21 protein-coding genes and 1 pseudogene are annotated in these 22,827 nt (G+C 61.5%); 17 read left to right on the forward strand and 5 right to left on the reverse strand.

Annotation, left to right across the window (positions count from 1 at the left end; all coding sequences use genetic code 11):
* Positions 1 to 70 precede the first annotated feature (70 nt).
* Positions 71 to 1,285: a phosphoserine phosphatase SerB gene (gene serB, locus HX807_RS02100; protein WP_003217536.1), complete on the forward strand. Its 1,215-nt coding sequence runs from the start codon at positions 71 to 73 to the stop codon at positions 1,283 to 1,285.
* 120 nt (positions 1,286 to 1,405) lie between these two features.
* On the opposite strand, the gene asd is transcribed toward serB, so the two are convergent.
* From asd to HX807_RS02115, 3 genes are read right to left on the reverse strand one after another with little or no spacing between them, the layout of a single operon-like run.
* Positions 1,406 to 2,266 carry an archaetidylserine decarboxylase gene (asd, locus tag HX807_RS02105; protein ID WP_003217535.1) on the reverse strand — a complete coding sequence of 287 codons (861 nt, stop codon included), beginning with the start codon at positions 2,264 to 2,266 and terminating at the stop codon, positions 1,406 to 1,408.
* Positions 2,267 to 2,282: 16 nt separating this feature from the next.
* A complete protein-coding gene (locus HX807_RS02110) occupies positions 2,283 to 3,098 on the reverse strand; it encodes a rhodanese-like domain-containing protein (RefSeq protein ID WP_102367974.1) in 816 nt (271 codons plus the stop codon).
* Between the two features lie 58 nt (positions 3,099 to 3,156).
* Positions 3,157 to 4,692 carry an HDOD domain-containing protein gene (locus tag HX807_RS02115; RefSeq protein WP_008439108.1) on the reverse strand — a complete coding sequence of 512 codons (1,536 nt, stop codon included), beginning with the start codon at positions 4,690 to 4,692 and terminating at the stop codon, positions 3,157 to 3,159.
* Between the two features lie 166 nt (positions 4,693 to 4,858).
* Here HX807_RS02115 and motA point away from each other — a divergent pair, with 166 nt between their 5' ends.
* The 3 genes and pseudogenes from motA to HX807_RS31895 form a co-directional block, all read left to right on the forward strand.
* The gene (gene motA / locus HX807_RS02120; RefSeq protein ID WP_003217532.1) at positions 4,859 to 5,710 is read left to right on the forward strand and encodes a flagellar motor stator protein MotA; all 852 of its coding nucleotides are present in this window, start codon (positions 4,859 to 4,861) and stop codon (positions 5,708 to 5,710) included.
* A gap of 3 nt (positions 5,711 to 5,713) precedes the next feature.
* Complete coding sequence (gene motB, locus HX807_RS02125) at positions 5,714 to 6,736, forward strand: flagellar motor protein MotB (protein WP_003217531.1); 1,023 nt, start codon at positions 5,714 to 5,716, stop codon at positions 6,734 to 6,736.
* Between the two features lie 20 nt (positions 6,737 to 6,756).
* Positions 6,757 to 6,888: pseudogene (locus HX807_RS31895) on the forward strand (outer membrane lipoprotein carrier protein LolA); the annotation flags it as partial.
* A 2-nt stretch (positions 6,889 to 6,890) separates the two neighbouring features.
* On the opposite strand, the gene rsgA reads toward HX807_RS31895, so the two are convergent.
* Positions 6,891 to 7,922 (reverse strand): small ribosomal subunit biogenesis GTPase RsgA, encoded by a 1,032-nt coding sequence (rsgA, locus tag HX807_RS02130; protein ID WP_003217530.1) that lies wholly within the window; start codon positions 7,920 to 7,922, stop codon positions 6,891 to 6,893.
* 106 nt (positions 7,923 to 8,028) lie between these two features.
* Between rsgA and orn the strand changes: the two genes are divergently transcribed.
* Together orn and HX807_RS02140 are read left to right on the forward strand one after the other, a co-directional pair.
* Complete coding sequence (gene orn / locus HX807_RS02135; RefSeq protein ID WP_003217529.1) at positions 8,029 to 8,571, forward strand: oligoribonuclease; 543 nt, start codon at positions 8,029 to 8,031, stop codon at positions 8,569 to 8,571.
* Between the two features lie 208 nt (positions 8,572 to 8,779).
* Positions 8,780 to 9,394, forward strand: coding sequence for a trimeric intracellular cation channel family protein (locus HX807_RS02140; RefSeq protein WP_003217528.1), 615 nt, complete (start codon positions 8,780 to 8,782; stop codon positions 9,392 to 9,394).
* Here the strand turns inward: HX807_RS02140 and queG are convergent.
* A complete protein-coding gene (gene queG, locus HX807_RS02145; RefSeq protein WP_003217527.1) occupies positions 9,373 to 10,455 on the reverse strand; it encodes a tRNA epoxyqueuosine(34) reductase QueG in 1,083 nt (360 codons plus the stop codon). The genes HX807_RS02140 and queG overlap by 22 nt on opposite strands.
* Positions 10,456 to 10,517: 62 nt before the next feature.
* On the opposite strand from queG, the gene HX807_RS02150 reads away from it, so the two are divergent.
* From HX807_RS02150 to HX807_RS02200, 11 genes are all read left to right on the forward strand, one after another.
* Entirely contained in the window at positions 10,518 to 11,378 is an 861-nt protein-coding gene (locus tag HX807_RS02150; RefSeq protein WP_003217526.1) for an NAD(P)H-hydrate dehydratase, read from the forward strand.
* Complete coding sequence (gene tsaE / locus HX807_RS02155; RefSeq protein ID WP_003217524.1) at positions 11,366 to 11,836, forward strand: tRNA (adenosine(37)-N6)-threonylcarbamoyltransferase complex ATPase subunit type 1 TsaE; 471 nt, start codon at positions 11,366 to 11,368, stop codon at positions 11,834 to 11,836. Before HX807_RS02150 ends, tsaE begins: the two co-directional genes overlap by 13 nt.
* Positions 11,837 to 11,839: 3 nt before the next feature.
* Positions 11,840 to 13,273, forward strand: a complete 1,434-nt coding sequence (locus HX807_RS02160) for an N-acetylmuramoyl-L-alanine amidase (RefSeq protein WP_202948682.1) — start codon at positions 11,840 to 11,842, stop codon at positions 13,271 to 13,273.
* Between the two features lie 14 nt (positions 13,274 to 13,287).
* The gene (gene mutL, locus HX807_RS02165) at positions 13,288 to 15,186 is read left to right on the forward strand and encodes a DNA mismatch repair endonuclease MutL (protein ID WP_003217520.1); all 1,899 of its coding nucleotides are present in this window, start codon (positions 13,288 to 13,290) and stop codon (positions 15,184 to 15,186) included.
* Positions 15,186 to 16,157 (forward strand): tRNA (adenosine(37)-N6)-dimethylallyltransferase MiaA, encoded by a 972-nt coding sequence (miaA, locus tag HX807_RS02170; protein ID WP_177049116.1) that lies wholly within the window; start codon positions 15,186 to 15,188, stop codon positions 16,155 to 16,157. The genes mutL and miaA overlap by 1 nt, the downstream gene beginning before the upstream one ends.
* Before the next feature lie 93 nt (positions 16,158 to 16,250).
* Positions 16,251 to 16,514 (forward strand): RNA chaperone Hfq, encoded by a 264-nt coding sequence (hfq, locus tag HX807_RS02175; RefSeq protein ID WP_003217515.1) that lies wholly within the window; start codon positions 16,251 to 16,253, stop codon positions 16,512 to 16,514.
* 12 nt (positions 16,515 to 16,526) lie between these two features.
* A complete protein-coding gene (hflX, locus tag HX807_RS02180) occupies positions 16,527 to 17,828 on the forward strand; it encodes a ribosome rescue GTPase HflX (RefSeq protein ID WP_003217514.1) in 1,302 nt (433 codons plus the stop codon).
* 96 nt (positions 17,829 to 17,924) lie between these two features.
* The gene (hflK, locus tag HX807_RS02185) at positions 17,925 to 19,100 is read left to right on the forward strand and encodes an FtsH protease activity modulator HflK (RefSeq protein WP_087692480.1); all 1,176 of its coding nucleotides are present in this window, start codon (positions 17,925 to 17,927) and stop codon (positions 19,098 to 19,100) included.
* Entirely contained in the window at positions 19,100 to 19,966 is an 867-nt protein-coding gene (gene hflC, locus HX807_RS02190; protein ID WP_003217510.1) for a protease modulator HflC, read from the forward strand. The genes hflK and hflC overlap by 1 nt, the downstream gene beginning before the upstream one ends.
* A gap of 301 nt (positions 19,967 to 20,267) precedes the next feature.
* A complete protein-coding gene (locus tag HX807_RS02195) occupies positions 20,268 to 21,455 on the forward strand; it encodes an ATP phosphoribosyltransferase regulatory subunit (RefSeq protein WP_003217507.1) in 1,188 nt (395 codons plus the stop codon).
* A 54-nt stretch (positions 21,456 to 21,509) separates the two neighbouring features.
* On the forward strand, positions 21,510 to 22,799 hold the full coding sequence (locus tag HX807_RS02200; RefSeq protein ID WP_003217505.1) for an adenylosuccinate synthase: 1,290 nt from the start codon (positions 21,510 to 21,512) through the stop codon (positions 22,797 to 22,799).
* The last annotated feature ends 28 nt before the right edge of the window (positions 22,800 to 22,827 follow it).

Consider the following 22,827-nt stretch of genomic DNA (forward strand, 5'->3'; position numbering starts at 1 on the left):
AGCGCTGGCTGTGCCCGATGGTCACTGAAAGTGGGTAGAATGCGGTTTTTTTCCAGCTCGGGGGTGCGCTTTGCGCGAAATTGTCCTGATTAACATCACAGGTGAGGACCGTCCGGGTCTCACCGCAGCCATTACCGGTGTTCTGGCCCAGGGTGGTGTGAACATTCTCGACATCGGCCAGGCAGTGATTCACGACACGCTGTCGTTCGGCATCCTGGTGGAAATTCCCAGCACCGAGCAAGCCTCGTCCGTGCTCAAGGACATCCTGTTTACGGCGTATAAGCTCGATCAGCAGGTGCGTTTCACCCCGGTGTCCGAAGAGGATTACCAGAGCTGGGTGGCCGGCCAGGGCAAAAAACGCCACATCGTGACGCTGTTGACTCGCAAGGTGACGGCCGAGCAACTGCAGCGTGTCAGTTCGATCACGGCTCAGTACGGTTTGAATATCGACCATATTGACCGTCTGTCGGGTCGTATGCCGTTGGACACGCCGGCGGACAAGGGCAAGGGCTGCATTGAGTTCTCCGTACGCGGTGAGCCGGCAGATCCCCAGGCCCTGCGTGCCGAATTCCTGAGCGTTGCCCAGGAGCTGAATGTCGATATCGCCTTCCAGGAAGACTCGCTGTTCCGCCGCAATCGCCGCCTGGCGGTGTTCGACATGGACTCGACGCTGATCGAAGCCGAAGTCATCGACGAATTGGCCAAGGCTGCCGGTGTAGGTGAGCAAGTCTCGGAAATCACCGAGCGTGCCATGGCCGGTGAGCTGGATTTCCGTGCCAGCTTCAAGGAGCGCCTGGCGCTGCTCAAGGGCCTGGATGTGAGCGTACTGGACTCCATCGGCGCCTCGCTGCGCCTGACCGAAGGCGCCGAAACCCTGTTCGCCGAACTCAAGCGCCTGGGCTACAAGACCGCGATCCTGTCGGGCGGTTTCACCTACTTCGCCAAGCAATTGCAGGCCAAGCTGGGTATCGACTATGTGTTCGCCAACGAGCTGGAAGTGGTAGACGGCAAGGTGACGGGCGTGGCCGTGGAGCCGATTGTCGACGCACAGCGTAAGGCTGACCTGTTGCGGGAATTGGCACACAAGGAAGGGTTGCGTCTGGAGCAGACCATTGCGGTCGGCGACGGGGCAAATGACTTGCCGATGCTGGCGATTGCCGGGTTGGGTGTGGCGTTCCGGGCCAAGCCGCTGGTCAAGCAATCGGCCAAGCAGGCGATTTCGACTTTAGGGCTGGATGGCGTGTTGTACCTGTTGGGCTTTCGCGACCGCGACGGTCAGCTCTGAAGATCGTTCCCACGCTCTGCGTGGGAACGCCGCCCTGGACGCTCCGCGTCCGATTTTGAGGTTGGGACGCGGAGCGTCCCGGGATGCATTCCCACGCGGAGCGTGGGAGTGATCGCTAGGTCAGGCTTTCGGCAAACCCATGCCCTGGCCCATCTGCACCGGCGTCCCCGCCTGCAGTGCTTCCGACCATTGCACCTGGTCCGGCCCAAACAGCACGATTGCCGTCGAACCCAGCTTGAAGCGCCCCAGTTCCGCACCTTTTTCCAGGTGGATCGGCCCACGGGCAGCTTCGTCATAACGGAAGGTTTTCAGCTCGCGTTTTGGCGGCGTTACCAAGCCTGCCCAAACCGTTTCAATCGACGCCACGATCATCGCGCCAACCAGCACCACGGCCATCGGGCCGCGTTCGGTGTCGAAGATGCAGGCAACACGCTCGTTACGCGCAAACAGTTCCGGCACATTTTCGGCCGTGGTCTGGTTCACCGAGAAGATTCGGCCAGGGATATAAACCATTTCCCGCAGGGTGCCGGCCAATGGCATATGCACCCGGTGGTAGTCCTTCGGCGACAGGTAAACAGTGGCGAAATCGCCGCCCATGAACGGCGCAGCCACCGCCGCATCGCCGCCCAGCAATTCCAGCACGCTGAAGCTGTGGCCCTTGGCCTGGAACACCCGGCCATGTTCAATCGGGCCCAACTGGCTGACCGCGCCATCGGCCGGGCTCAATACCGCGCCTGGGGTCTGATCCAGCGGGCGTGCACCGTCTTTCAGTGCGCGGGTGAAGAAGGCGTTGAAGTGCTCGTAAGCGGTCACGTCTTCAACCAGGGCCTGGGACATGTCCACTTGATAACGCTTGGCAAACCAGCTGGTGAACGCATTCTTGAACCAGCGCACGCGGCATTCGGCAATGCAACCGGCCAGACGCGACAGCAGGTGGTGGGGCAGCAAGTACTGGCTGAGGATGAACAACTGCTTTTTCATTAACTGTCCTTAAACCTTAAATCTCAACGGGGGTGTCGGGGTGGTTGCCCCATTCGCCCCAGGAACCGGCATAACCTTTGACTCGCGGATAACCGAGCGCCTTGGCCACCAGGTAGGTGAAGCCAGAACGATGGTGAGTCTGGCAGTGGGTGATGATTTCTTTGTCGCGGGTCAGCCCGAGGTCTTCGAGGATCTGCGGCATGTCGCGGCGGATGCGCAGTTGGCGTGCCTTGTCCATGCCGGCGGTCCATTCGAAGTTCACTGCGCCCGGGATGTGTCCACCCTTGGCCGCGAGGACTTTCTCGCCGGAGTATTCCAGCGGGCCACGGGCGTCCCAGATGCCGAGGTCGGCAGCGCCGAGACGGCTTTGCAGGTATTCGCGGGTGGCGGTGGGTTCTTCATGCAACGTCAGGCTGACCGGGCCGCCGGCGCTGGCCGGTACCTCGGTGGACACTGGGTGTTTTTCTTCCAGCCACGCCAGCAGGCCGCCGTCGAGGTAGTGGTACTTCTTGTGGCCGATGACGTCGAGCATCCAGATGAATCGCCCGGCCCAGCCACCGCCTTCGTCGTCATACACCACGTAGGTGGCATCCGGGGTGTGGCCCAGTTCGCCGAACAGCTTTTCCAGATCAGCCTTGCCCGGCAGCAGGCCCGGCGCCGGTGGCTGGCCCAGTTGGGTGCGTTTTGGATCAACGAAACGTGCGCCGGGGATATGCCCTTCGGCGTAACGCGCAGCGCTGGTGAGGTCCACCAGGATCAGGTGTTCGGCATCGAGGCGACCGAGCAGGTCACTGGCCTCGATGACCAGCGGCAAGCCAGAGAAGTCAGGCATGTGAGGTCTCCTGGGCATAAAAATTGGGCGCTAAGGGAGGGCGATTGTAGCGCAAGCGTCAGGCACTGCGGTTGGTAAAGCTGTGCAGGGCCTTTTCGATGCATTGGGCGGTTTTGCCGAAGGCCTGCACGGTGGTTTCCGAGAACGGCCCGCCGCCCTGGTCGGCCACCATCAGCATCACCACCCGGCCATTGCAACTCAGGGAGCGCAGCAGCAGGTGTTCGCCCTTGAACAGGCGGCGCAGTTCCGGCGGCAGCAGTGCCGAGAACTGGGCGTGGTTGTCGGGGTTGAGGCGCACCTGGGCGGACTTGGCCAGCAGGCGTTGCAGCAGGGTGCTTTGCGCCACGTCGAGGCTCATGTGGTCGGCGTCCTTCGGCAGGCCGTCGACTTGATGCACACGTAGCGTGCTCAAGGTTTTGTCCGCCATCAGCAGCATCACCCGTTGCATGCCGCAGGCCACGAGGGCTTCCTTGGCGCAGGTGGTCAGGTGCATGGCGTTGGCAAAGCGGCTCGGCTCTACGAGCAATTCGGTGCAGCGCTTGCGCCAGATCGCCAGGGACTCGGCGGTGGGTGGCGGTGCCGGCAGCAAGCCGTGGTGAACGCGCTGCACATCCCATGGCCAGATCAACGACAGCGCCGGGTGCCACAGGTCGCGCATCAGGGTGCTGCGGGCGCTGATTGCCGCGTGTTGGTGGGACTGTTGCTGCACTTCGGCCAACGGTTGCTGCAGGTAAAGCGCAGTGAGGTATTGCCAGCGCTGGGTGTGCGGGCAGGTCCAGGACTCCTGCGCCGCCAGCGCCAGGCCGTTGGCCAACAGCACAGTGTTGGCCGGCTGGTTCAGCCAGCGGCGCAGGTTCGGGTCGGCATCCAGCAACTGCTGTTGGCGCAACGGCTCGTCTTCACGGGCAATGCTCAGCGCCTTGACCAGCAAGCGTTGTTCCGTCAGCAGTAACGTATAACCCTGGGATACCCAGATCGGCAGGCGCCAGGTGTTGGTCAACCCGAGGCACAGGTCCAGCAGGCGTACGCCGAACAGCTCCTGTTCGACTGTGCGTGCCGATTCGCCCTTGTGAATCACCCGCAGCTCCCATTCTTCCAGCAGCTTGGGATAGGCAATCGCCATCGGCCACAGCGGCGAAAGGAACAGCAGGCTGCCCCAGTGAATGTCTTGCCACAACCGCGCCAGGCGGCTGGCGAACAGGCCGCTGGCTTGTTGCGAAGCGTGCTGGCTGATCATCTGCAGCTGGCGCAGGGCCACGGGGATTTCATTCAGAGGCACGGAAGGCAGGCGCCGCAGCAGCTCCTCGGTGCGCTTGAGGCCGAGGCGATTGATCGCCACTTCGAGATTTTCTGCCGGCTCCGCGAGGCTGCCGTGGGCCTGGTTGTTGGCCTCGCGCATCACGCTCAGCACCAGCGCCGGGCTGTTCTGCATCAGCTCTGCAATATCCCGCAACGAACTGCGGTTGTCGCCGATGGCCTTGCAAACCCGGTCGTGGCTCGCCTGTGGAACAGGCAACAGCACATCGTCCAGGCGCTTTACCCAAGCGGCGAGGGTGGCGGGTTTTTGAGTTGGGACTGTCGTTTCATTTGCCATGATTGGGGCGCGATCATCACTTGCGGTCAACACGCCCGGGACGGGCCGAACTGGTTTTTCGCCATAACGGGCTATAGTCTGGCGCAGATTTGCCGATAAGTAGAACAAGAGTTTTCAACTCTTGCGAATATGACCCTGAACCCGACGGCGCAAGTACTCATCCCCTATGGCTAAAATTATCGGCATCATCGTCGTCATCGCGAGCGTGCTCGGCGGATACGTCCTTTCCCACGGCAAGATTGCGGCGCTGATCCAGCCTTTCGAAGTGCTGATTATCGGCGGTGCGGCGTTCGGCGCATTCCTGCAGGCCAACCCCGGCTACATGACGATGCACGTGATCAAGAAGTCGCTGGGCATGTTCAGCTCGCGCTTCTCCCACACCTTCTACCTGGAAGTGCTGGGGCTGATCTACGAGATCCTCAACAAGAGCCGCCGCGAAGGCATGATGGCCATCGAAGGCGACATCGAGGACGCCGCGGCGAGCCCGATTTTCGCCAAGTACCCGGCCGTGCTCAAAGACGAGCGCATGACCGCCTACATCTGTGATTACCTGCGCATCATGTCGTCCGGCAACATGGCGCCCCATGAGCTGGAAGGCCTGTTCGACATGGAACTGTTCAGCCTCAAGGAAGAGCTGGAGCACCCATCCCACGCCGTGACCGGCATCGCCGACGGCATGCCCGGTTTCGGTATTGTTGCCGCGGTGCTCGGGATCGTGGTGACCATGGCCTCCCTGGGTGAAGGCGACCAGAAAGCCATCGGCATGCACGTAGGTGCGGCACTGGTAGGTACCTTCTTCGGTATTCTCGCGGCCTACGGTTTCTTCGGCCCGCTGGCCACGTCCCTGGCCCACGATGCCAAGGAAGAAGTGAATCTGTACGAAGCCATCAAGGCCTGCCTGGTGGCTTCGGCTTCCGGCATGCCGCCATCGCTGGCAGTGGAGTTCGGGCGCAAGGTTCTGTATCCGAAGCACCGTCCAAGCTTCGCTGAGCTGGAACAAGCGGTTCGCGGTCGCTAAGCCATGGAAAACAACCAGCCGATCATCATCAAGCGCGTCAAGCGCTTCGCTGCGGGACACCATGGCGGCGCCTGGAAAATCGCCTTCGCCGACTTTGCGACGGCGATGATGGCGTTCTTCCTGGTGCTGTGGCTGATGTCCACCGCTACGCCGGAACAGAAGATCGCCATCGCCGGGTACTTCAAGGACCCCATCGGTTTCTCCGAGAGCGGCACGCCTTTTGTGATCGACCTCGGTGGTTCGCCGCAACTGGCGCCAGAGCGCACCATCAACCCGGAAATCAAGACCGACTCACCCCAGGAAAAGATCCCGATCGAGCGCGACACCGTCGAGAGCATGGCCGAACAGGTCGAGCAGGAACGCCTGGAATTGCTGCTGCAGGAACTGCAAACCAAGGTTGAGGAAAACCCGCAACTGCTGAAGTTCAAGGACCAGATTTCCTTCGAGATCACCCCGGATGGCTTGCGCATCCAGATCACGGACGCCGCCAACCGGCCGATGTTCGATTCCGGCAGTGCACGCTTGAAGCCGTACTTTGAAGACATCCTGCTGGCCATGGCCGACACCATCAAGGCGGTGCCGAACAAGATCAGCATCAGCGGCCACACCGACGCCAAGCCGTATGCAGGCCAGGGCGACTTCGGCAACTGGGAGCTCTCGGCCAACCGGGCCAATGCCGCGCGTCGTGCACTGGTGGCCGGCAGCTATCCGGACCCGCAAGTGGCACGGGTGGTGGGGTTTGCTTCCTCGCAGCTGTTTGATCCCAAGGATCCGTTCAATCCGATCAACCGACGCATCGATATCGTCGTGCTGACCAAAAAGGCCCAGCGTGCAATTGAAGGTGACCCGCCTGCGACGCCACCGGTACCGACCCAGGGTGAAGGCGCGCCGGGCGAAGTGCCGGCAGACCCGAACGCACTGCCGCCGGAGCAGGAGCCGTTGCCGGCCCATGAGCTGCGGCAGAAGCTGAACCTGTTTGACGATGGCGGTGTGAAGGATCCGACTCAGCCAGCCACTGGCTCGTAAGCAGATACAAAAAGGCCGCGATGATCGCGGCCTTTTTGTATCTGCTACATCCTGTAGGAGCGAGCTTGCTCGCGATGGACGTTAACGATGACGCGTGCTCTCTGAATGCACGCGGCGCCCTCAAGCTTTTCGCGAGCAAGCTCGCTCCTACATGTTAATAGCTGGTCTCGGGCAAGCTGGCGATGATCGAGCGATAGCTGTTCATTCGCTGCTGCTGCACGCGGCCGTCTTCCAGTGCCTTGAGCAGGGCGCAACCCGGCTCGCGGTCATGTTTGCAGTCACGGAAGCGGCAGGTGCCGATCAAGTCGTTGAACTCGATAAAGCCCGCTTCAACATCGGCACGGCTCACATGGCCCAGGCCGAATTCACGGATGCCGGGGGAGTCGATCAGCTCGCCGCCGCCCGGAAAGTGGAACAATCGCGCGGTGGTGGTGGTGTGGGTGCCCTGGCCGGACAGCTCCGACAGCGGGCCAACACGGGTTTCGACTTCCGGCAACAGGCTGTTGACCAGGGACGACTTGCCCACGCCCGACTGGCCGACGAACACGCTGATGCGCCCGTCCAGTTCAGTCTGTAACTGTTCCATGCCATTGCCGTGATGCGCCGAGACTTCCAGCACCGGGTAGCCGAGGGTGCGGTACACCGCCAGCAACGCGTTGAGCGCCGGGGCGTTCTGTTCGTCGATCAGGTCGAATTTGTTCAGCAGCAACAGCGGGCGAATGCCGGCGTGTTCGGCGGCTACCAGGTAGCGGTCGATCAGGTTGGCATGGGGCTCAGGCAGTGGCGCGAAGACAATGACGATCATGTCGACGTTGGCCGCTACCGGCTTGAGCTGGCCACGGCTGTCGGGGCGACGCAGTTCGGTGGTGCGCGGCAACTGGGCGACGATCACGCCGATGCCCTGGTTGCCGGCACGCCATACCACCTTGTCGCCGGTCACCAGCGCAGGCAGGTTGGCGCGCAGGTGGCAACGGAACACCTGGCCGGCGTGATCGCCTTCGGTGGCCTCGACTTCGACCTGCACACCGAAGTGCGCGATCACCAGGCCCGTTTGCTCGGGGCCCAGGTCGCCGCCCTCAAGCGCTTCCACGGCGGAGGATTCACGTTTGGCGGCGCGGGCAGCGCGTTCGCCCTGAATCTTTTCGATGCGCCAGTTTTGGCGACGGTTGAGCTGGCGTTTGGCCATTGGTGTTCCGTGTCGATAATGCAAAGGTTAGGTGAAACGGTCGCGAGTCTAGCACGCCCTGCCTGCTAAACTGCGCAGCTACGCCAAGGTGCCAAGGAACCACGACATGCAAAACCCACAGAACCTGATTTGGATCGATCTGGAAATGACCGGTCTGAACCCTGACACCGACGTCATCATCGAGATGGCGACCATTGTCACCGACAGCAACCTCAACACCTTGGCCGAAGGTCCGGTGATCGCCATTCACCACAGCGACGCGGTGCTGGCCACCATGGACGAGTGGAACACCCGCACCCACGGCAACTCGGGCCTGACCCAGCGTGTGCGCGACAGCCGCGTGAGCATGGCTGAGGCTGAAGCCGAAACCATCGCCTTCCTGGAAAAGTGGGTACCCAAGGGCAAGTCGCCAATCTGCGGCAACAGCATTTGCCAGGACCGCCGCTTTCTCTATACCCACATGAAGGCGCTGGAAAGCTACTTCCACTACCGCAACCTGGACGTGTCGACCTTGAAGGAGCTGGCCGCGCGCTGGGCGCCGGAAGTCAAAGACAGCTTCCACAAGGGCAGCACCCACCTGGCGCTGGACGATATTCGCGAGTCGATTGCCGAGCTGCAGCATTACCGCAAGCATTTCATCAAGTTCTGACTTGAGTCGTGGTGAGGCGTTTTTGTGGCGAGGGAGCTTGCTCCCGCTGGGCTGCGAAGCGGCCCTGAAAAATGGGACTGCTGCGCAGTCCAACGGGAGCAAGCTCTCTCGCCACATCAGCAAGAGCTTTAAGCTCTTCAGCGCTCGCCCCCTTTTGGTGCCATCACCAAATGATTAGACTGCGCGCCTCTTTGCAAGGATCGCCACCATGCTGCTGATGCTCTACCTCATCGCCATCACCGCCGAAGCCATGACGGGCGCCTTGTCCGCCGGGCGGCGCGGGATGGACTGGTTCGGTGTGGTGCTGATCGCCTGCGTGACGGCGCTGGGCGGCGGTTCGGTGCGTGACGTGTTGCTCGGCCACTACCCGCTGACCTGGGTCAAACACCCGGAGTACCTGGTGCTGACCTCCGTCGCGGCCCTGGTGACCATCTTCATCGCTCCATTGATGCGCCACCTGCGCTCGCTGTTCCTCGCGTTGGACGCCGTGGGCCTGGTGGCCTTCACCCTGATCGGCAGCATGACCGCCCTGGAAATGGGCCACGGCATGCTGGTGGCGTCAGTCAGCGGTGTGATCACCGGGGTATTCGGCGGCATCCTGCGGGATATCTTCTGCAACGACATTCCGTTGATCTTCCGCCGCGAGCTGTACGCCAGCGTGTCGTTCCTGGCCGCCTGGTTCTACATGCTGTGCATCTACCTTGAGCTGCCAAGTGAGCAATCGATCCTGCTGACGCTGTTCAGCGGCTTTCTATTGCGCCTGCTGGCGATCCGTTTTCACTGGGAAATGCCCAAGTTCGTCTACAACGACGACGTGCACTGACGTTCGGCGTGCTGGTTCAGCGCCCATTCCACATGTTCGCGCACCAGTTCCGAGGGGTATTCCCGACGCGCCTTCAGCGCTTCCAGCACCGGAATGCTTGATGGCGCATTGCCCAGGCCCACCGCCAGGTTGCGCAGCCAGCGCTCATAGCCGGCGCGGCGCAGGGGAGAACCTTCGGTGCTGCTGAGGAATTTGTCCTCGTCCCACATAAACAACTCGGCGAGCTCTGCGTTATCCAGGTTGTGCCGTGGCTTGAAATCGCCTTCGTCGGTAGGCCGCGCGAAACGATTCCACGGGCAAACGATCTGACAGTCATCGCAGCCGAATACCCGATTGCCGATCAGTGGGCGCAGTTCTTCGGGGATCGCGCTTTTCAGCTCGATGGTCAGGTAGGAAATGCAGCGCCGGGCGTCCAGCACGTAGGGCCCGACGAAGGCGTTGGTAGGGCAGATATCCAGGCAGGCGGTGCAGCGGCCACAATGTTCGGTGGCGTGGGGTGGGTCGACCGGCAACGGCAGGTCGACAAACAGCTCGCTCAGGAAGAAGTAACTGCCCGCCTTGCGATTGAGTACCAAGGTGTTCTTGCCGATCCAGCCGAGCCCGGCCTGCTCGGCGATGGCTTTTTCCAGCACGGGGGCGCTGTCGACAAAGGCGCGGAAGCCGAACGGGCCGATTTGCGCCTGGATGCGGTCGGCCAGTTGCTGCACGCGCTTGCGGATCAGCTTGTGGTAGTCGCGGCCCAGGGCGTAGCGGGAGATGTAGGCTTTTTCGGGTTTGGCCAGCAGTTGGGCCATTTGGGTGTCGCCCGGCAAGTAGTCCATGCGCAGTGAGACCACGCGCAAGGTGCCGGGTACCAGCTCCTCCGGGTGTGAGCGCTTGCTGCCGTGGGCGCCCATGTAGTCCATTTCGCCGTGGTAGCCGGCGTCGAGCCAGCGTTGCAGGTGCTGTTCATGCTCGGCGAGGTCGAGGCCGCTGATGCCCACTTGTTGAAAGCCCAGCTCGCGGCCCCAGTCTTTGATCGATTGGGCGAGGGCGGGCAGGTCGTAGGTAATAGCAGGCATGAACAAGAGAAACCGCAGGTTAGATGCGTATAATTCTGCCAGACATCGGAGCTTGAAGACGCATGCCGCAGACAAAACACGAAATACCCGACGTTCAGCACCTGTTGCCCGGCCAATTGCCGCAACTCGCTGCGCGTTCCCCGGACGCCCATAAAGGCCAGTTCGGCCATGTATTGCTGATCGGCGGCGACCGAGGTTTTGGCGGCGCCGCCTTGCTCAGTGCTGAAAGTGCCCTGCGCAGTGGTGCCGGCATGGTTTCCCTGGCGACCCGTAGCGAACACGTCGGTGCGGCGCTGGCGCGGTTGCCGGAAGTGATGACGGTGGGCGTGCACTCGGCCAATCAATTGATGGGCCTGCTGGAAAAGATTTCCGTGATCGTCATCGGCCCGGGCCTGGGCGAGGTCTCCTGGGGCAAAAGCCTGCTGTCGGTAGCGGCCAATGCCAGGCAGCCGCAAGTCTGGGACGCCGATGCCTTGAACCTGCTGGCGGCGGGCAGCGTCAGCTTGCCGGCCAATTGCGTGATCACTCCGCATCCTGGCGAAGCGGCCCGCTTGATGGGTATTTCGACAGCCGAGGTTCAGGCCGACCGCCTTAACGTGGCGCGCGCCTTGAGTCAGAAATTCAATGCGGTGGCCATCCTCAAGGGCGCCGGCAGCTTGATCGCCAGCCCGGACGGTCGGGTTGCCCGCTGCGATCAGGGCCATCCTGCAATGGCAACCGCTGGCCTTGGCGATGTGTTGGCCGGCCTGGTCGGTGCTTTGCTGGCGCAAGGCATGCCGGCATTTGATGCCGCCTGCCTGGCGGTCTGGCTGCATGCCACTGCCGGAGATCGCCAGGGTACCTACGGTCGCGGGCTGGCCGCCAGTGACCTGATTCCTGCCATTCGTCAGTTGCTGGAGGAGCAATCGCCGTGTCTGAAGTAGTTCTTTTCCTGCCTGATGAAGACGCCATGGTCGCCTTGGGCAACCGTATTGCCCGGGTCACTCAAGGCTCAGGGCTGATCTTTCTGGAAGGCGATCTCGGCGCCGGAAAAACCACCTTGTCCCGGGGCATCATTCGCGGGTTGGGGCACGCGGGTGCTGTGAAAAGCCCTACGTTCACCTTGGTAGAACCCTACGAAATCGGTGACGTACGAGCGTTCCACTTCGACCTGTATCGCCTGGTGGACCCGGAAGAACTGGAATACATGGGCATTCGTGATTACTTCGATGAGGACGCCTTGTGCCTGATCGAGTGGCCAGATAAAGGCACAGGCTTTTTGCCAAAGCCGGACCTGACCATTACCATTACCCCGCATAAGCAAGGACGTCAGCTGAAGTTGTTGTCCCAGAGCGCGCGCGGCGAGTCGTGGTGCGCCGCCTTGGCATTGGAATTCAAATAATTGATGGGGTTAGGTATGCGCTTTCGCGCGTTGGTTACTGTCGTAGGGGTGTTGCTTGCGGCAATGACTTTCAATGCACTGGCGGCCTCACAGGTGAAAAGTGTTCGCCTGTGGCGGGCACCGGATAACACGCGACTGGTATTCGACCTGTCTGGCCCGGTTCAGCACAGCGTCTTCACCCTCACGGCGCCTGATCGCCTGGTGATTGATATCAACGGTGCGACCCTGGCCGCGCCGTTGAAAGTCGCCATGGCCAATACCCCGATTACCGCGATGCGCTCGGCCCAGCGTACGCCGACCGACCTGCGGGTGGTCATCGACCTGAAAAAGGCCGTGACCCCGAAAAGCTTCGTGCTGGCGCCCAACGCGCAGTATGGCAACCGGCTGGTGGTCGACCTGTTCGACAACGCCGCCGATGCCGCGCCGCCGCCTGCGCCAACTCCAAGCGTCGCGACGATACCTGCGGTGCCGGTCAACCAGTCGCAACCCCAGGTCAAATTGCCGCCGCTGCCACCGGCTCCGGCGGGCAAACGTGACATTATCGTGGTCATCGATGCCGGTCACGGCGGCGAAGACCCGGGAGCCTCCGGTTCGCGCGGCCAGCATGAAAAAGACGTGGTACTGGCCATCGCTCGCGAACTGCAGCGCCAGATCAATGGCATGAAAGGCTACCGCGCCGAGCTGACCCGTACCGGCGACTACTTTATTCCGCTGCGTGGCCGTACCGAAATCGCCCGCAAGAAGGGCGCCGACCTGTTCGTCTCGATCCACGCCGACGCCGCACCTTCGGCCGCGGCGTTTGGTGCCTCGGTGTTTGCCCTGTCTGATCGCGGCGCTACGTCCGAGACCGCCCGCTGGCTGGCGGACAGTGAAAACCGTTCCGACTTGATCGGCGGGGCTGGCAACGTATCCCTCGACGACAAGGACAAGATGCTCGCTGGCGTATTGCTCGATCTGTCGATGACTGCCTCGCTGACCTCCAGCCTGAACGTGGGGCAGAAAGTCCTGAGCAACATTGGTCGCGTCACCTCGCTGCACAAACAGCGCGTGGAACAGGCCGGGTTCATGGTGCTCAAGTCGCCGGATATTCCGTCGATCCTGGTGGAAACCGGGTTTATCTCCAACTCCAACGAAGCCTCGAAACTGGCCTCGGCCAGCCACCAGCAGGCGTTGGCGCGCTCCATCAGCGCCGGTGTTCGCCAGTTCTTCCAGCAGAACCCGCCGCCGGGCACTTATATAGCCTGGCTGCGTGACTCCGGGAAAATCGCCCAGGGCCCGCGTGACCATCGCGTGCAGCCGGGCGACACCCTGGCGATGCTGGCGGTGCGCTTCCAGGTGTCAGCGGCAACCTTGCGCAGTGCCAACAACCTCAAGACCGATGAATTGAAGGTCGGCCAGGTGTTGACCATCCCGGGCACTGAACTGGCGGCGCAATAATGAGCGAAACAGTCTTGAGCAATACCTCGCGCATCGAGCTGCTAAGCCCGCGTCTCGCCAACCAGATCGCGGCGGGTGAGGTGGTCGAGCGGCCAGCGTCGGTGATCAAGGAGTTGCTGGAAAACAGTATCGACTCCGGCGCCAGGCGCATTGATGTCGATGTTGAGCAAGGCGGCGTCAAGCTGCTGCGAGTGCGCGACGACGGCAGCGGGATTTCCTCCGATGACCTGCCGCTGGCCCTGGCCCGTCACGCCACCAGCAAGATTCGTGACCTGGAAGACCTGGAGCGGGTGATGAGCCTCGGGTTTCGTGGTGAGGCCCTGGCCTCCATCAGCTCCGTGGCTCGCCTGACCCTGACTTCCCGCACCCGCGACGCCGACCAGGCCTGGCAGGTTGAAACCGAAGGCCGCGACATGGCGCCCCGGGTCCAGCCGGCGGCACATCCGGTGGGCACCTCGGTGGAAGTACGCGACCTGTTCTTCAATACCCCGGCCCGGCGTAAATTCCTCAAGGCCGAAAAAACCGAATTCGATCACCTGCAGGAAGTCATCAAGCGCCTGGCCCTGGCTCGGTTTGATGTGGCTTTCCACCTGCGCCACAACGGCAAGACCATCCTCAGCCTGCACGAGGCCCATGATGATGCGGCCCGTGCGCGGCGTGTCTCGGCCATCTGCGGCGCGGGGTTCCTGGAGCAGGCGCTGCCGATCGAGATCGAGCGCAATGGCCTGCGGCTGTGGGGTTGGGTGGGTTTGCCGACTTTCTCCCGTAGCCAGGCGGACATGCAGTATTTCTTCGTGAATGGCCGGGCGGTGCGCGACAAGCTGGTGGCCCACGCGGTGCGCCAGGCGTATCGCGACGTGCTGTTCAACGGGCGGCATCCGACGTTTGTGCTGTTTTTCGAGGTCGACCCGTCGGTGGTCGACGTCAACGTGCACCCGACCAAGCACGAAGTGCGCTTCCGTGACGGTCGCATGGTCCACGACTTTCTTTACGGCACCCTGCACCGCGCCTTGGGCGATGTGCGGCCAGATGATCACCTGGCGGCGCCGATTGTCACGGCTGTTGTCCGTCCTTCAGGGCCGGAAGCCGGCGAGTTCGGGCCCCAGGGCGAAATGAGCCTGGCGGCCAACCTGCTGCAATCGCCGCAAGCCCAGCCGAGCTTTACCGCACCTGGTTCAGGCGCCGGCGCCGGTTATCAATACCAGTACACCCCGCGTCCGCAATCGGCGGTGCCGGTGGCCGAGGCCCAGGCGGCCTATCGCGAGTTTTTCGCGCCGCTGCCCGGCGCCGAGCCAGGTGCTGCCGCGTTGCCGGAAGGCCAGGGCGACGTGCCGCCGTTGGGTTACGCGCTGGCACAGCTCAAGGGTATTTATATTCTTGCGGAAAACGCCCATGGCCTGGTGCTGGTGGACATGCACGCCGCCCACGAGCGGATCATGTACGAGCGCCTGAAGATCGCCATGGCCAGCGAAGGCCTGAGCGGCCAGCCGCTGCTGGTGCCGGAATCCCTGGCGGTCAGCCAGCGGGAAGCGGATTGCGCCGAAGAGCACGTCAGCGTGTTCCAGAAGCTGGGCTTTGAGCTGCAACGCCTGGGGCCGGAAACCCTCGCTATCCGCCAGATTCCGGCTTTGCTCAAGCAGGCAGAGGCCAACCGGCTGGTGGCCGACGTACTGGCAGACCTGATGGAATACGGCACCAGTGACCGGATCCAGGCCCACATCAATGAACTGCTCGGCACCATGGCCTGTCACGGCGCCATCCGTGCCAACCGCCGGCTGGCCTTGCCGGAAATGAACGGCCTGCTGCGGGACATGGAAAACACCGAGCGCAGCGGCCAGTGCAACCATGGCCGCCCGACCTGGACCCAGATGGGCCTGGACGACCTGGACAAACTGTTCTTGCGCGGCCGTTGATGAGTGCCTTGCCCCCCGCCATCTTCCTGATGGGCCCGACGGCCGCCGGCAAGACCGACCTGGCCATCGAGCTGACCAAGGTCTTGCCGTGCGAGTTGATCAGTGTCGACTCTGCACTGGTTTACCGGGACATGGACATCGGCACTGCCAAACCTTCAAAAGAGCTGCTGGCCCAGTATCCGCACCGGTTGATCGACATTATTGATCCCAGCGAGAGCTATTCGGCGGCGGATTTTCGCATCGATGCGCTGGCCGCCATGGCCGATATCACCGCGCGGGGCAAGATTCCGCTGCTGGTCGGCGGCACGATGCTCTACTACAAGGCCTTGCAGGAAGGTCTGGCTGATATGCCGCCAGCTGATCCACAGGTGCGCGCCGAACTTGAAGAAGAGGCTGCGCGCCTTGGCTGGCAGGCCTTGCACGATCAGTTGGCCATTGTGGATCCGGTTTCCGCCGCGCGAATTCATCCCAATGACCCCCAGCGCCTGACGCGAGCGTTGGAAGTCTGGCGGGTCAGTGGCCAGACCATGACTGAACACAGGCTGAAACAAACTGCGCAAAGTGCTGAAGCAGGCGCCTCGGGACACTCACAATTGCCCTATACTGTGGCGAATCTGGCCATCGCTCCGACGGATCGCCAGGTGCTGCATGAACGAATTGCACAAAGATTCACAATTATGTTGGAACAGGGGTTTGTGGAGGAGGTCGTAGCACTGCGTTCAAGAGGTGACCTGCATCCAGGGCTGCCTTCGATACGTGCTGTAGGCTACCGCCAAGTCTGGGATCATCTGGATGGCAAGCTGACGTCAGCCGAAATGCAGGAGCGCGGCATCATTGCCACGCGCCAATTGGCGAAGCGTCAGTTCACCTGGTTGCGCAGTTGGAGCGATTTGCACTGGCTGGACAGCCTGGGCAGCGACAATCTGTCACGCGCCTTGAAATACTTGGGAACGGTCTCCATATTGAGCTGAGTCCTTGCAATTGCCGTCTATCCTTGGGGGTGTGACGGCCATGAGCTATCTATTTTCCGATTTTTATTATTGATCCTTAAAGGAGTGCGGCACATGTCAAAAGGGCATTCGCTACAAGACCCTTACTTGAATACTTTACGTAAAGAGAAAGTTGGGGTTTCCATCTATCTGGTCAACGGTATCAAGCTGCAAGGTACGATCGAGTCGTTCGACCAGTTCGTGATCCTGCTGAAAAACACCGTAAGCCAAATGGTTTACAAGCACGCTATCTCGACCGTAGTGCCGGTTCGTCCAATTCGTCTGCCTAGCGCAACCGAAGAACAGGGTGACGCCGAGCCTGCACCAGGTAACGCCTGATAGGAGTCTCCTTTGTTCTTTGAGCGCCACGGTGGTGGTGAGCGAGTAATCCTCGTTCACTTGGATGGACAGGACCCTGAGGCGCGCGAAGATCCGCAGGAGTTTCAGGAGTTGGCAAATTCGGCCGGCGCCGAGACCGTCGCGTTTTTTAACGTGCCGCGTCATCGGCCAACCGCCAAATTCCTGATCGGCAGCGGCAAGGTCGAGGAACTGCGCGACCTGGTCCACGCCGAAAAGGCCGATCTGGTGATTTTCAATCACATCCTCACGCCCAGTCAGGAACGTAACCTCGAACGAGTTTTCGAGTGTCGCGTGATCGACCGCACGGGTCTGATTCTCGATATTTTCGCTCAACGCGCCCGTACCCATGAAGGCAAGCTCCAGGTAGAACTGGCCCAGCTTGACCACATGAGCACCCGGCTGGTGCGTGGCTGGACTCACCTTGAGCGCCAGGGTGGCGGCATCGGCATGCGCGGCCCGGGTGAAACCCAGCTGGAAACCGACCGGCGTCTGCTGCGGGTGCGCCTGCGACAGATCAAGGGCCGCCTGGAGAAGGTGCGCAGCCAGCGCGAACAATCGCGACGTGGCCGTATGCGTGCGGATATCCCGACCGTTTCCCTGGTGGGCTATACCAACGCCGGCAAATCCACACTCTTCAACAACGTGACGAAATCGGACGTGTACGCGGCCGACCAACTGTTCGCGACCCTCGACCCGACCTTGCGCCGTCTGGAACTAGACGACCTGGGGCCGATTGTCCTGGCCGATACCGTGGGTTTCATTCGTCACTTGCCCCACAAGCTGGTCGAGGCATTTCGGTCTACGCTCGAAGAGTCGAGCAATTCCGACCTGCTGTTGCACGTGATCGATGCGGCCGAACCGGATCGCATGTTGCAGATTGAACAGGTCATGGTGGTGCTGGGCGAGATTGGTGCCCAGGACTTGCCGATCCTCGAGGTCTATAACAAACTCGATTTGCTTGAAGGCGTTGAGCCACAAATCCAGCGCGACGAAAACGGCAAGCCCCAGCGGGTCTGGCTGTCGGCGCGTGATGGCAGTGGCCTGGAATTGCTTGAACAAGCCATTGCCGAGCTGTTGGGCAGCGATTTGTTCGTCGGCACCTTGCGCTTGCCGCAGCGTTTTGCTCGACTGCGTGCACAGTTTTTCGAGCTGGGCGCGGTACAGAAAGAAGAACACGACGAAGAAGGTGTCAGCTTGCTGGCCGTTCGATTGCCGCGCTCGGAGCTGAATCGGCTGGTCAGCCGTGAAGGCGTTGTGCCGACAGAGTTCATCGAACAACACACTTTGCAATAAAAGCCTGAGAAAGCGGTTGTGCCGCTGTGACAGGCATTCTGTAGCATTGGTCGGCGCGCCGTGGGTGCGTCTTTGCTTTATCAGATGGAGAGCGCTATGGCTTGGAATGAGCCGGGTGGCAACTCGAATAATCAGGATCCTTGGGGTGGTAAACGCCGCAATAATGGCGACCGCAAGGGGCCACCAGATCTCGACGAGGCCTTCCGAAAGCTGCAGGAAAGCCTGAATGGGTTGTTCGGTGGTGGAAAAAAACGTGGTGGTGACGAAGGCGGTCGTACGAGCAAGGGCGGTGGTTACGGCCTGCTCGGCATCGGCCTCGTCGTGCTGGCGGCCGTCTGGCTGTACAGCGCCGTCTATGTGGTGGACGAGCAGGAGCAAGCCGTGGTGCTGCGCTTCGGCAAGTACTACGAGACTGTCGGCCCTGGCCTGAACATCTACTTCCCGCCGATCGACAAGAAGTACATGGAAAACGTCACGCGTGAGCGTGCCTACACCAAGCAGGGCCAGATGCTGACCGAAGACGAGAACATCGTCGAAGTGCCGCTGACCGTGCAGTACAAGATCAGCAACCTGCAGGACTTCGTGCTGAACGTCGACCAGCCGGAGATCAGCCTGCAACATGCGACCGAAAGCGCCCTGCGCCACGTGGTGGGTTCCACCGCAATGGACCAGGTGCTGACTGAAGGCCGTGAATTGATGGCCAGCGAAATCAAGGAGCGCCTGCAACGGTTCCTCGACACGTACCGCACCGGTATCACCGTGACCCAGGTCAACGTACAGAGCGCAGCGGCACCGCGTGAAGTGCAGGAAGCCTTCGATGACGTGATCCGTGCCCGTGAAGACGAGCAGCGTTCGCGCAACCAGGCTGAAACCTACGCCAACGGCGTGGTGCCGGAAGCCCGTGGCCAGGCCCAGCGCATCCTTGAGGATGCCAACGGTTACCGCGACGAAGTGGTCTCCCGCGCCAAGGGTGAGGCAGATCGTTTCACCAAGCTGGTGGCCGAGTACCGCAAGGCACCGGAAGTCACCCGTGAGCGTCTGTACCTGGACACCATGCAGGAAGTCTTCAGCAACACCAGCAAGGTTCTCGTGACCGGCAGCAAGGGCGGGCAGAACAATCTGCTGTACCTGCCGCTGGACAAGATGATCGAAGGTGGTCGTAGCAGCACCAGCGCACCGGCTACCGGTTCCAATGCTGCTGCCAACGAAGCGAGCGCCCGTGCGGCCGCTGACCTGCTGCAACAGCAAACACGTACCAGGGAGAGTCGTTGATGAGCAATAAATCGCTGACCGCCCTGATTGTGGGCGTCGTCGTGGTCATCGCTGCCTGGAACTGCTTCTATATCGTGTCTCAGACCGAGCGCGCGGTGTTGCTGCAATTCGGTCGCGTGGTCCAGGCGGATGTCCAGCCGGGCCTGCATGTGAAAGTCCCCTACGTCAACCAGGTGCGCAAGTTCGACGGCCGCCTGATGACCCTGGATGCACCGACACAACGCTTCCTGACCCTGGAAAAGAAAGCTGTGATGGTTGACGCCTACGCCAAGTGGCGCGTCAAGGATGCCGAGCGCTTCTACACCGCGACCTCCGGCCTCAAGCAGATTGCCGACGAGCGTTTGTCGCGCCGTCTGGAATCGGGCCTGCGTGACCAGTTTGGTAAGCGCACCCTGCACGAGGTGGTATCCGGTGAGCGTGACGCGCTGATGGCGGACATCACGCGTTCGTTGAATGCGATGGCGGAAAAAGAACTGGGCATCGAGGTGATCGATGTTCGGGTCAAGGCCATCGACCTTCCGAAGGAAGTGAACCGCAGCGTGTTCGAGCGTATGAGCACCGAGCGTGAGCGCGAGGCTCGTGAGCACCGCGCCAAGGGTAACGAACTGGCAGAAGGGATCCGCGCGGATGCCGACCGTCAGCGTCGCGTACTGTTGGCTGAAGCCTATCGCGAGTCTGAAGAGGCCCGTGGTGATGGTGATGCTCAAGCCGCTTCGATCTACGCCAAGGCCTATGGCCAGGACCAGGAGTTCTACGCGTTCTACCGTAGCCTGCGCGCCTACCGTGAAAGCTTTGCGAACAAAACCGACGTCATGGTGCTGGACCCAAGTAGCGATTTCTTCCGCTACCTGGAAAAGTCCAAGTAACCCGCATGTAGTCTGAGAATCGCTCCGTCGGGCGGCTAAAATGCCGGGCGGGGTGATCCTTTCAGAAAACGGGTGTATGATGCGGCAGCCGGGAAATTCCCGGCTTTTTTGCGTCTGCATGTTTGATTGTGGTTTTGCTCCGCAGGCGCCACAGGTTTTTCGAGGAAAGTGCCCGACGAGGCCGATTGTTGGTCGTTCGTCACGTCGCTCTTGCGCGTGGTTTATGCAGGGGCCGGGTATTTTCTGCTTCACTCAAGGCTCGCCCGAGGGCTGGCCGCCCGGATCATAGGGGAATGGCGTAATGGCAACGGTAGACCGCTGGCTGCTGCCAGATGGCATCGAAGAAGTACTGCCACCAGAAGCTGCGCGCATTGAAATCGCGCGCCGCCAGGTGTTGGATCTGTTCCAGAGCTGGGGTTACGAGTTTGTCGTGACTCCGCATATCGAGTACCTGGAATCCCTGCTGACCGGCGCGGGCCAGGACCTGGATCTGCGCACCTTCAAGGTCATCGACCCGCAATCGGGCCGGCAAATGGGCTTTCGTGCCGACATCACGCCGCAAGTAGCGCGCATTGATGCGCACACCCTGCGTCGCGAAGGGCCAAGCCGCCTGTGCTACGCCGGCAGCGTGCTGCATGCGCAACCGCGTGCGTTGTCGTCGTCCCGCAGCCCGATCCAGTTGGGCGCCGAGTTGTACGGTGATGCCAGCCCGAGCAGCGACGTGGAAGTCATCAGCCTGATGCTGGCCATGTTGCAGCTGGCCGATGTGCCGGATGTGCACATGGACCTTGGGCATGTCGGTATCTACCGCGGCCTGGCCCGTGCGGCCGGCTTGTCGGGTGAAGTGGAACAACAGTTGTTCGATGCCTTGCAGCGCAAGGCCATCGATGAAGTGATTGCCCTGACGGCGGGCGTGCCTGCCGACCTGGCCGGCATGCTGCGTGCGCTGGTGGATCTGTGTGGCGGCCGTGAAGTACTGACCGCCGCCCGTGATCGCCTGGCGAATGCGCCGGCTGATGTATTGGCGGCCCTGGACGATGTGCTGGCGATTGCCGAGCAGTTGTCTGCGCGCTTCCCGCAGTTGCCGCTGTACTTTGATTTGGGTGAGTTGCGCGGCTACCACTACCACACCGGTGTGGTGTTCGCGGTGTTTGTCCCGGGTGTTGGCCAGGCCATCGCCCAGGGCGGTCGTTACGACGATATCGGCGCCGACTTCGGTCGCGCTCGTCCGGCGACCGGTTTTTCCACCGATTTGAAAACCCTGGTGACCCTGGGGCGTGCTGAGGTCGAACTGCCGTCTGGCGGTATCTGGATGCCCGACAGTACGGACGCAGCACTCTGGCAGCAGGTTTGCCAGTTGCGCAGTGAGGGTCAGCGTGTGGTCCAGGCCTTGCCTGGGCAGCCATTGGCCGCCGCCCGTGAAGCGGACTGCGACCGGCAATTGATTCAGCAGAACGGGCTTTGGCAAGTATCGCCACTGGCTTCTTGAGTTTTCCTGCCGGCCACTGCCGGCACCAAGTTTGCGCGAATGAGGACAAGTGTTATGGGTAAGAATGTCGTAGTCCTGGGCACCCAATGGGGTGATGAGGGCAAAGGCAAGATCGTTGATCTGCTGACCGAACATGCTGCCGCCGTAGTGCGCTACCAAGGTGGCCACAACGCTGGCCACACCCTGGTCATCGATGGCGAAAAAACCGTCTTGCACCTGATCCCGTCGGGTGTACTGCGCGAAGGCGTGCAGTGCCTGATCGGCAACGGCGTGGTGGTTGCACCTGACGCCCTGTTGCGCGAGATCACCAAGCTGGAAGAGAAAGGCGTGCCAGTGCGCGAGCGCCTGCGTATCAGCCCTTCCTGCCCGCTGATCCTGTCCTTCCACGTTGCGCTGGACCAGGCCCGTGAAAAGGCCCGTGGCGAGCTGAAGATCGGCACGACCGGTCGCGGCATCGGCCCGGCCTACGAAGACAAGGTTGCACGTCGTGGCCTGCGTGTGGGCGACTTGCTCAACATGCCGCGCTTTGAAGACAAGCTGCGTGAACTGGTGGATTACCACAACTTCATGCTGGTGGGTTACTACAAAGAGCCGGCCATCGAGTTTGAAAAGACCCTGGCCGAGTGCAAGGAATACGCCGAGCTGCTCAAGCCGCTGATGCTGGACGTGACTGCCGAGCTGCACGACCTGCGTCGCGCCGGCAAAGACATCATGTTCGAAGGCGCCCAGGGCTCGTTGCTGGACATCGACCACGGCACCTACCCGTACGTCACCAGTTCCAACACCACCGCTGGCGGCGTTGCGACGGGTTCGGGCGTTGGCCCGATGTTCCTGGACTACATCCTCGGCATCACCAAGGCATACACCACGCGTGTAGGTTCGGGTCCATTCCCGACTGAACTGTTCGACGACGTCGGCGCGCACCTGGCCAAACAAGGCCACGAGTTCGGCGCGACGACCGGCCGTGCCCGCCGTTGTGGCTGGTTCGACGCCGTTATCCTGCGTCGCGCTATCGATGTGAACAGCATCTCGGGCATCTGCCTGACCAAGCTGGACGTACTCGACGGCCTGGAAACCATCAACATCTGCATCGGCTACAAGGATGCGGAAGGCAAGGACGTTGCCCCGACTGACGCGGACAGCTACGTAGGCCTGCAGCCTGTGTACGAAGAGGTGCCAGGCTGGACCGAATCGACCGTGGGCGCCAAGACCCTGGAAGAACTGCCAGCCAACGCCCGCGCTTACATCAAGCGCGTTGAAGAGCTGATCGGTGCGCCAATCGACATTATTTCGACGGGCCCGGACCGCAACGAGACCATCGTTCTGCGTCACCCGTTCGCTTAATAAGCTGTTGATGTAAAAAGCAAAGGGC

Source organism: Pseudomonas sp. D8002, from assembly GCF_013385695.1.
GTDB lineage: Bacteria > Pseudomonadota > Gammaproteobacteria > Pseudomonadales > Pseudomonadaceae > Aquipseudomonas.